The organism is Streptomyces sp. NPDC056144, from assembly GCF_042264145.1.
Taxonomy (GTDB): Bacteria; Actinomycetota; Actinomycetes; order Streptomycetales; family Streptomycetaceae; genus Streptomyces.
In genome coordinates, this window is record NZ_JBHJVF010000016.1 from 156,757 (window position 1) to 165,409 (window position 8,653).

At 73.3% G+C, this 8,653-nt stretch carries 7 protein-coding genes; 5 read left to right on the plus strand and 2 right to left on the minus strand.

Going from position 1 to position 8,653, the window contains the following annotated elements:
* Nucleotides 1-32 precede the first annotated feature (32 nt).
* Together mtrB and mtrA are read right to left on the minus strand one after the other, a co-directional pair.
* On the minus strand, nt 33-2,054 hold the full coding sequence (mtrB, locus tag ACFC0Z_RS32805; RefSeq protein ID WP_376445777.1) for an MtrAB system histidine kinase MtrB: 2,022 nt from the start codon (nt 2,052-2,054) through the stop codon (nt 33-35).
* 1 nt (nt 2,055) lies between these two features.
* A complete protein-coding gene (gene mtrA, locus ACFC0Z_RS32810; protein WP_024758631.1) occupies nt 2,056-2,733 on the minus strand; it encodes a two-component system response regulator MtrA in 678 nt (225 codons plus the stop codon).
* Nucleotides 2,734-3,124: 391 nt separating this feature from the next.
* On the opposite strand from mtrA, the gene ACFC0Z_RS32815 reads away from it, so the two are divergent.
* From ACFC0Z_RS32815 to ACFC0Z_RS32835, 5 genes are read left to right on the plus strand one after another with little or no spacing between them, the layout of a single operon-like run.
* Nucleotides 3,125-4,333 carry a hypothetical protein gene (locus ACFC0Z_RS32815; protein ID WP_376445781.1) on the plus strand — a complete coding sequence of 403 codons (1,209 nt, stop codon included), beginning with the start codon at nt 3,125-3,127 and terminating at the stop codon, nt 4,331-4,333.
* A 4-nt stretch (nt 4,334-4,337) separates the two neighbouring features.
* Nucleotides 4,338-5,030, plus strand: coding sequence for a DUF4129 domain-containing protein (locus ACFC0Z_RS32820; protein ID WP_376445784.1), 693 nt, complete (start codon nt 4,338-4,340; stop codon nt 5,028-5,030).
* Nucleotides 5,027-6,235 (plus strand): DUF4350 domain-containing protein, encoded by a 1,209-nt coding sequence (locus ACFC0Z_RS32825; RefSeq protein WP_376445786.1) that lies wholly within the window; start codon nt 5,027-5,029, stop codon nt 6,233-6,235. Before ACFC0Z_RS32820 ends, ACFC0Z_RS32825 begins: the two co-directional genes overlap by 4 nt.
* The gene (locus ACFC0Z_RS32830) at nt 6,232-7,215 is read left to right on the plus strand and encodes an AAA family ATPase (protein ID WP_376445788.1); all 984 of its coding nucleotides are present in this window, start codon (nt 6,232-6,234) and stop codon (nt 7,213-7,215) included. Before ACFC0Z_RS32825 ends, ACFC0Z_RS32830 begins: the two co-directional genes overlap by 4 nt.
* Nucleotides 7,216-7,227: 12 nt before the next feature.
* Complete coding sequence (locus tag ACFC0Z_RS32835) at nt 7,228-8,538, plus strand: DUF58 domain-containing protein (protein WP_376445791.1); 1,311 nt, start codon at nt 7,228-7,230, stop codon at nt 8,536-8,538.
* Nucleotides 8,539-8,653: the final 115 nt, after the last annotated feature.

The window sequence follows — 8,653 nt, forward strand, 5'->3', positions numbered from 1 at the left end:
CCCGTCCCCACCCCGCGCGTCCCTCTCGGGAATCAGCGCCCACGTGTCCCGTCCTCCCGCTCCACGGACCCTGCCGCTCCGGCCGTCGCCGTACCCGTCCCACCGCCGTCGGCCTCCGCCGCCGCCCGCGCGACCACCCGGGCACCGCTGCCGGGCAGGGCCGTCGGATCGGCGGTCGCCCGCGGCTGCGCGGGCAGCCTCGGCGGTACGGGCAGTGCCGGCCGGTCAGCGGCGGCCTGCGCGGGCACCGCGGCGGCCCGCGCGCTCTCCTCCTGTACGCGGCCGGCGGCCGCCGCCTGCTCCCGGTTGCGCCGCGAGTCCTCGGGCTCCAGCGGGATCGGGGAGCCGCGCAGCGGCTCGTCCGCGGTCCTCGGCAGCGTCAGCCGGAACTGCGAACCGCCCCCGGGCTCGCCCCAGGCCTGGAGCCAGCCGCCGTGCAGCCGCGCGTCCTCGACGGCGATCGACAGGCCGAGGCCCGTGCCACCGGTGGTACGGGCACGCGCCGGGTCGGCCCGCCAGAAGCGGTTGAACACCCGCGTCGCCTCGCCGGGCTTGAGACCGATGCCGTAGTCGCGTACGGCGATGGCGACGGCCCCGCCGGCCGCTGCGAGCTTCACCACGACGTCCCGGCCCTCGCCGTGCTCGACGGCGTTGACCACGAGGTTGCGCAGCACGCGCTCGACCCGCCGGGCGTCCGCCTCGGCCACCACGGGCTGCTCGTCGCCGAGGACGACGATCCGGGTGCCCTTGCGCTCGGCGAGCGGCTCGGCGCCGCCGATGACCCGGCGCACGATCTGGCGCAGGTCGATCGGCTCGGCCTCGAGCGCGGCGGCTCCCGCGTCGAAGCGGCTGATCTCCAGAAGGTCGGAGAGCAGCGACTCGAAGCGGTCCAGCTGGTCCCCGAGGAGCTCGGCGGCCCGCCCGGTGACGGGGTCGAAGTCGACACGGGCCTCGTGGATGACGTCGGCCGCCATCCGGACCGTGGTGAGGGGGGTGCGCAGCTCGTGCGAGACGTCGGAGACGAACCGCCGCTGCATCCGCGACAGCTCCTCCAGCTGCTGGATCTTGACCTGGAGGCTCTGCGCCATCTTGTTGAAGGCCTCGCCGAGCCGCGCGATGTCGTCCTCGCCGGTGACCTTCATCCGCTCCTGGAGGTGCCCGGCGGAGAGCCGCTCGGCGATCCCCGCGGCCATCCGGACGGGCGTGACGACCTGGCGCACCATGAACCAGGCGATGGCGCCCAGCAGGACGACGACGAACAGCCCGGCGGTCGCCAGGGTGCCCTTGACCAGGGTGAGGGAGTCCTCCTCCTGCGTCAGCGGGAAGAGGTAGTACAGCTCGTACGGGGTGCCGTCGGCGTCGTTCAGCCGCTTGCCGATCACGAGACCGGCCTCGGACGGCCTGTCGTTCGTGTAGTGGATCCGGGTCGACTGCTGGAAGGTGTCCGCCGCCTGCGCGACGGAGTGCCGCAGGTCGGCGGGGATGCTCGTGGTGGGGTCGACCTCGCCGGAGGCCCGCGCCCCACGGCTCGCGCTGACGCCGGTGTCCAGCGAGAGGGCCACGACGTTGAACGCGCTCTGCCCGCCACTGGCGAGCTGCTCGACCAGCGTGGAGCGCCAGTTCACGGACGAACCGTCCCGCCCGCCCTCCTGCTGCCCGGGGCCCGACGGCGTGGTCGCGGCCCGGTCCTGCGCGGCGGAGAACCCGCCCGCGGCCTGACTCTGGGCGGCCCGCTCCTTGGCGTCGAGCAGACCGTTGCGGACCTGGCCGATGACGACCAGGCCGAGCAGCAGCACGACGCCGAGGGACATGAGGAGGGTGCCGGTGACGACCCGCAGCTGGATGTTCCGCCGCCACAGCCGCACAGCGGGCAGCAGCGGACGGCGCACCCAGCGCGCGAACAGCCGGATCACCGGTCCACCCGGTGCCCCGTCGTTGAGGAGCCGCCCGCCCAGCAGACGCCGGAATCGCGGGCCCCCCCGTCCCGGTCCGGCAGCCCGCCCCGTACGGACTCCCGGCATCCCGGGCTTCGGAGCAGCACTGCCTTCACTCATGTCAGCTCGGTCCCGCCTTGTAACCGACACCACGGACGGTCACCACGATCTCCGGGCGTTCGGGGTCCTTCTCGACCTTCGAGCGCAGCCGCTGGACGTGCACGTTCACCAGCCGGGTGTCGGCCGCGTGCCGGTATCCCCAGACCTGCTCCAGCAGGACCTCACGGGTGAAGACCTGCCACGGCTTGCGCGCCAGCGCGACGAGCAGGTCGAACTCGAGCGGAGTCAGGGCGATGGACTGCCCCTCCCGCTTCACGGAGTGCCCGGCCACGTCGATGACGAGGTCACCGATGGTGAGCTGCTCCGGCGCGGGCTCCTCGGACCTCCGCAGCCGTGCCCGGATCCGGGCGACGAGCTCCTTCGGCTTGAACGGCTTGACGATGTAGTCGTCGGCCCCGGACTCCAGACCCACCACCACGTCGACCGTGTCGCTCTTGGCCGTCAGCATCACGATCGGCACGCCGGACTCGGCCCTGATGAGCCGGCACACCTCGATGCCGTCCCGTCCGGGCAGCATCAGGTCCAGCAGCACCAGGTCCGGCTTGGCCTCCCGAAACGCGGCGAGCGCCTTGTCACCGTCCGCGACGAACGATGGATCGAACCCTTCACCCCGCAGCACAATGCCGAGCATCTCGGCCAGTGCGGTGTCGTCGTCGACGACAAGAACGCGTCCCTTCATATCGACATCATCCCATTTCCGTATCAGTCCTAAGGCGACTGGTGAGATACCTCACTGACCTGCGGCAACGCCCCTGATCAACCCGTGATGACTGCCCGTGTTCATGGGTGTTGATGTCCGTCATGAAAGGTCACCCCCGTGCCCCCGTGGTCGCGCAGAACCGTACCCCGCGCCTTCACCCCCGCACGAGCTTCCCGCACGTCCGGGCCCCGCGGAGGCCGAACCGCGAAGGTACGGACAAAGGTACGAACGAGACGCGCCCACTCCCGCCCACGGCCGAGCCCCGCGTGACACGATGGCACCCGGCCCGCCGCCGTCCCAGGCGTCGGCCGCCGTGACCGAGCCGGTTCGCCGATCCGGCACCGCGACCATTCCTCCGAGGTGGACGACCGTGAACGACACTCCGGGCTGGACCTCGCCCGGATCCGCCCCCTCCGACGGCCAGGACGGCTCCGGAACCTCCCGGCCCACCCCTGCCGACGCCGACGGCTCCACCTCCCAGTGGTCCAAGGACCAGCCGCCCGCCGGCCAGTGGTCCCCGCCGACCGCACAGACCCCGCCCCCGGCCCCCGGCCCCCAGTGGGGCACACCGTCCCGCCACCCCCAGTGGGGCGCGCCCCCGGCGGCACAGCCGGGCGTGATCCCCCTGCGCCCCCTCGGCGTCGGCGAGATCCTCGACGGCTCGGTGAAGACCCTCCGCACCTACTGGCGCACGGTCCTGGCCATCGCGATCCCCGTCGCGGTCTTCACCCAGGTCGTCAGCATCCTGGTACAGCGCTATGTCGTCCCCACGACCTCGCCGCTCAGCCCCGACGCGACCCCGGCCGAGCAGCTGGACCAGACGATCAAGGACGCCCAGAACACCCTGGTCGGCCTCGGCCCGGAGATGCTCCTCACGCTGATCGCCGGCGTGATCAGCGCCGCCCTGCTGTCCATCGTCATCAGCCGCGCCGTCGTGGGCCGCCCGGTCTCGCTCGGCGACGCCTGGCGCGAGGCCCGCCCCCGCCTGCTCCCCCTCCTCGGGCTGACCGTGCTCCTCGCGGTCATGAGCACGGGCATCATCCTCGTGGGCGTGCTGCCCGGGATCCTGATCGGCGGCGGCGCCGGGATCGCCCTGACGACGGTCGGCGGCCTCGTCGCGGCGATCGTCGCCCTCTGGCTGATGATCCGCTTCAATCTGGCCTCCCCCGCGCTGATGCTGGAGCGTCAGGGCGTCGTGACCTCGCTCAAGCGCTCGGCCAAGCTGGTGCAGGGCTCCTGGTGGCGGATCTTCGGCATCACGGTGCTCACGCAGCTGCTCGTCTTCATCTTCGCCATGATCATCCTGATCCCGTTCACGGTCATCGGCTTCGCCGTCGACGGCGGCTTCGGCGCCATCCTCTCCAACGCCTCCTCCGGCTCCGGCTGGCCCTTCCTGATCGTCACGGGCATCGGCGGCGTGATCATCAGCGCGATCACCTACCCCATCACGGCCGGCGTCAACGTCCTTCTCTACGTGGACCAGCGCATCCGCCGCGAAGCCCTGGACCTCGAACTGGCCCGGGCCGCCGGCGTCCCCGGCTACGGCACCACCCCGGGCACCGACACCGTCGGCGGCTGATGCCGTGACGGTCACGGGGGGATCGGCGACGGCACGCGCACTCCCGCGCGCCGACGGCGACGTACCGGTGGACATCTCCCGCCTCCCCGCCCGCGAGGCGGCGGAGCGGGAGCTGTCCAAGCCGATGTACCACGAGAACGACCCGAACCTCATCGAGCGCGCGTACGACCGCTTCTGGGACTGGGTCGACGACCTCCTCGGCACCGCCTCCCAGGCCACCCCCGGTGGCCTCGTGGGCCTCCTCGCCATCGCCCTGCTCGTCATCGCCCTGGTCGCCGCCCTCTGGTGGCGCCTCGGCACCCCCCACCGAACCCCCGGCGGCACCGCCGACTCCCTCTTCTCCGACGGACCGCGCACCGCCGAGGAGCACCGCGCGACCGCCGCCCGCCACGCCACCGCCGGCCACTGGAACGAGGCCGTCCAGGAACGGATGCGGGCCATCGTCCGCTCGCTCGAAGAGCGCACCCTGCTCGACCCCCGCCCCGGCCGCACCGCCGACGAGGCCGCCGCCGAAGCCGCCCGCACCCTCCCCGCGCACGCCGACGCCCTCCACCTCGCCGCCCGCGCCTTCGACGACGTCACGTACGGCGGCCGCACCGCCGACGAAGCCGCGTACCGCCGCATCGAGGAACTCGACACCGCCCTGGAGCGGACCCGCCCCACCCTCGACCCGGCCCCGACGGGGACGCCCTCATGAGCCGACCGGTCACCGCCCCCACCTCGACCGCCCTCTCGACGCGGCAGGTCTGGACCCGCGCCCGCGGTGCCGCCCTCGTCCTGGCCCTCCTCCTCATCGGCGGCATCACCCTCGCGGCCCTCAACTCCACCGAGGCCCACGGCGCCCTCGACCCCCGCTCCGCCGACCCCACCGGCAGCCGAGCCGTCGCCGAACTCCTCCAGGAACGCGGCGTCACCCTCACCGTCGCCACCACCCTCGACGAGGCCGTCGCCGCCACGGACAGCCGCGCCACTCTCCTCGTCACCACACCGGACCTGCTCACCCCCACCCAACAGGCCACCCTCCGCGCCACGATGACGCACTCCGCCGGCCGCACCGTCCTCGCCGGCGCGGGCAACGCCTCCCTCGACACCCTGGCCCCGGAGGTCACCAGCGCCCTCAGCGCCCCGGTCTCCGTCCTCTCCCCCGCCTGCGCCCTGCCCGCCGCCACCCGCGCCGGCAGCGCCGAACTCGGCGGCGAGCGCTACACCGTCGCCTCCGGCACCCAGGCCGACGCCTGCTACCCCTCCGACGGCCTGCCGACCCTGGTCCGCCTCCCCGGCCCCGGTCCGGGCCCCGCCGACACCGTCCTCCTCGGCTCGCCCGACATCCTCTACAACAACCGGCTCACCCAGCAGGGCAACGCCTCGCTCGCCCTGCAACTCCTCGGCTCCCGACCCCATCTCGTCTGGTACCTCCCCTCCCTCGCCGACACCTCGGCCACCACCGACGCCCCCGCCGGCGACACCACGGACACCTTCCTCGCGCTCATCCCCCCGGGCTGGCTGTGGGGCACACTCCAACTCGCCGTCGCCGCCGTGCTCGCCGCCCTCTGGCGCGGCCGCCGCCTCGGCCCCCTGGTCACCGAGCGACTCCCCGTCACCATCCACGCCTCCGAGGCCACCGAAGGCCGAGCCCGCCTCTACCGCAGGACGAACGCCCGCGACCGCGCCGCCTCGGTCCTCCGCACGGCGACCCGCACCCGCATCGCCCCCCTCATCGGCGTCCCCACCCGCGACGCCCACTCCCCCGAACTCCTCCTCCCCGCACTCTCCGCCCGTCTCCCGGAGACCACCGCGGACCCCAGGACCCTCCTCTTCGGCCCGCCCCCTGCCGACGACATCACCCTCGTCCGCCTCGCGGACCAACTCGACGCCCTCGAAAGAGAGGTACGCACCTCATGAGCGCCCCGACCCCCGAGACCACCACCGACTCGGACAGCGCCCGCGCCTCCCTGGAGTCCCTGCGCACCGAGATCGCGAAGGCAGTGGTCGGCCAGGACCCCGCCGTCACCGGTCTCGTCGTCGCCCTGCTCTGCCGGGGACACGTCCTCCTCGAAGGCGTCCCCGGCGTCGCGAAGACCCTGCTCGTCCGCGCGCTCGCCGCCGCACTCGAACTCGACACCAAGCGCGTCCAGTTCACCCCCGACCTCATGCCGAGCGACGTCACCGGCTCCCTGGTGTACGACACCCGGACCTCCGAGTTCTCCTTCCAGCCCGGCCCGGTCTTCACCAACCTGCTGCTCGCCGACGAGATCAACCGCACGCCCCCGAAGACCCAGTCCTCGCTCCTGGAGGCGATGGAGGAACGCCAGGTCACCGTCGACGGCACCCCGCGCGCGCTCCCCGAACCCTTCCTGGTCGCCGCCACCCAGAACCCCGTCGAGTACGAGGGCACCTATCCGCTCCCCGAGGCCCAACTCGACCGCTTCCTGCTGAAGCTGACGGTGCCTCTGCCCTCACGGGCGGACGAGATCCAGGTCCTCACCCGCCACGCCGAGGGCTTCGACCCCCGCGACCTGAAGGCCGCCGGCGTCCGCCCCGTCGCGGGCCCCGCCGAGCTCGAAGCCGCCCGGGCCGCCGTCGCCAAGGTCGCGGTCTCCCCCGAGATCGCCGGCTATGTCGTCGATATCTGTCGTGCCACGCGTGAATCCCCCTCACTCACCCTCGGGGTCTCCCCCCGAGGCGCCACCGCCCTGCTCTCCACCGCCCGCGCCTGGGCCTGGCTCACCGGCCGGGACTACGTCACGCCGGACGACGTGAAGGCCCTCGCTCTCCCCACCCTGCGTCATCGCATCCACCTGCGGCCCGAAGCCGAGATGGAGGGAGTCACCTGTGACTCCGTCATCCACTCGATCCTCGCCCACGTCCCCGTCCCCCGCTGAGAACGGCGCCCCATGGCCCTCACCGGACGAACCGCGCTGCTCGCCGCCCTCGGATCGCTCCCCGTCGGCATCCTCGCCCCCAGCTGGGCGGGGATGCTGGCGGTGAACGCGCCCCTCTCGCTAGCAATTCTGTGCGACTACGCGATGGCCGCGCCAGTACGAACGCTCCAGTTCACCCGAAGTGGTGATACATCCGTTCGACTCGGTGACGCCGCAGAAGTCCAGCTCACCGTCACCAACCCGTCCCGCCGCCGCCTCCGCGCCCAGCTCCGCGACGCCTGGCCGCCCAGCAGCTGGCTCCCCGGCACCGCCGAGGCCGCCTCACGCCAGGCACTGACGGTCCCCGCCGGCGAACGCCGTCGCCTGACCACGACCCTGCGCCCCACCCGCCGCGGCGACCGGCACGCCGCACGCGTCACCGTCCGTTCCTTCGGCCCCCTCGGCCTCGCCGCCCGCCAGGGCAACCACGAGGTCCCCTGGACGGTCCGCGTCCTGCCGCCCTTCACCAGTCGCAAGCACCTGCCGTCCCGTCTGGCCCGCCTCCGTGAACTCGACGGCCGCACCAGCGTGCTGACCCGCGGCGAGGGCACCGAGTTCGACAGCCTCCGCGGGTACGTCCCCGGCGACGACACCCGCTCGATCGACTGGCGCGCCACCGCCCGCCGCACGGAAGTCGCCGTCCGCACCTGGCGCCCCGAACGCGACCGCCGCATCCTCGTCGTCCTCGACACCGGTCGCACCTCCGCCGGCCGCGTCGGCGACGTCCCTCGGCTGGACGCGGCGATGGACGCCGCCCTCCTCCTCACCGCCCTCGCCTCCCGCGCGGGCGACCGCGTCGACCTCCTCGCCTACGACCGCCGTCTCCGCGCCCAGGTCCAGGGCCGCTCCGCGAGCGACGTCCTCCCGGCCGTCGTCAACGCCCTGGCCCCGCTCGAACCCGAACTCGTCGAGACGGACACCCGAGGCCTCGCGGCCACAGCCCTGGCCCGCGCCCCGCGCCGCTCGATGATCGTCCTCCTGACGACCCTCGACGCGTCCCCCGTCGAAGAGGGACTCCTCCCGGTACTGCCGCAGCTCACACAACGCCACACGGTCGTGGTGGCCTCGGTCGCCGACCCTCGGACCACCGCCATGGCAGCGGCCCGGGGAACAGTCGAGGCCGTCTACGAAGCCGCAGCCGCCACCCAGTCCCACACGCAACGCGACCGCACCGCGGACCAGCTCCGCCGCCACGGCGTCACCGTCGTCGACGCCACCCCCGACGCCCTCGCCCCCGCCCTGGCCGACACCTACCTGGCCCTCAAAGCCGCCGGCCGTCTCTGACGGGGGCCGCGGCCGGGCCGTAAACGCAGAAAAGCCCCGCACCAGAAGGTGCGGGGCTTTCCCACAATGATTGTTCGGCGGCGTCCTACTCTCCCACAGGGTCCCCCCTGCAGTA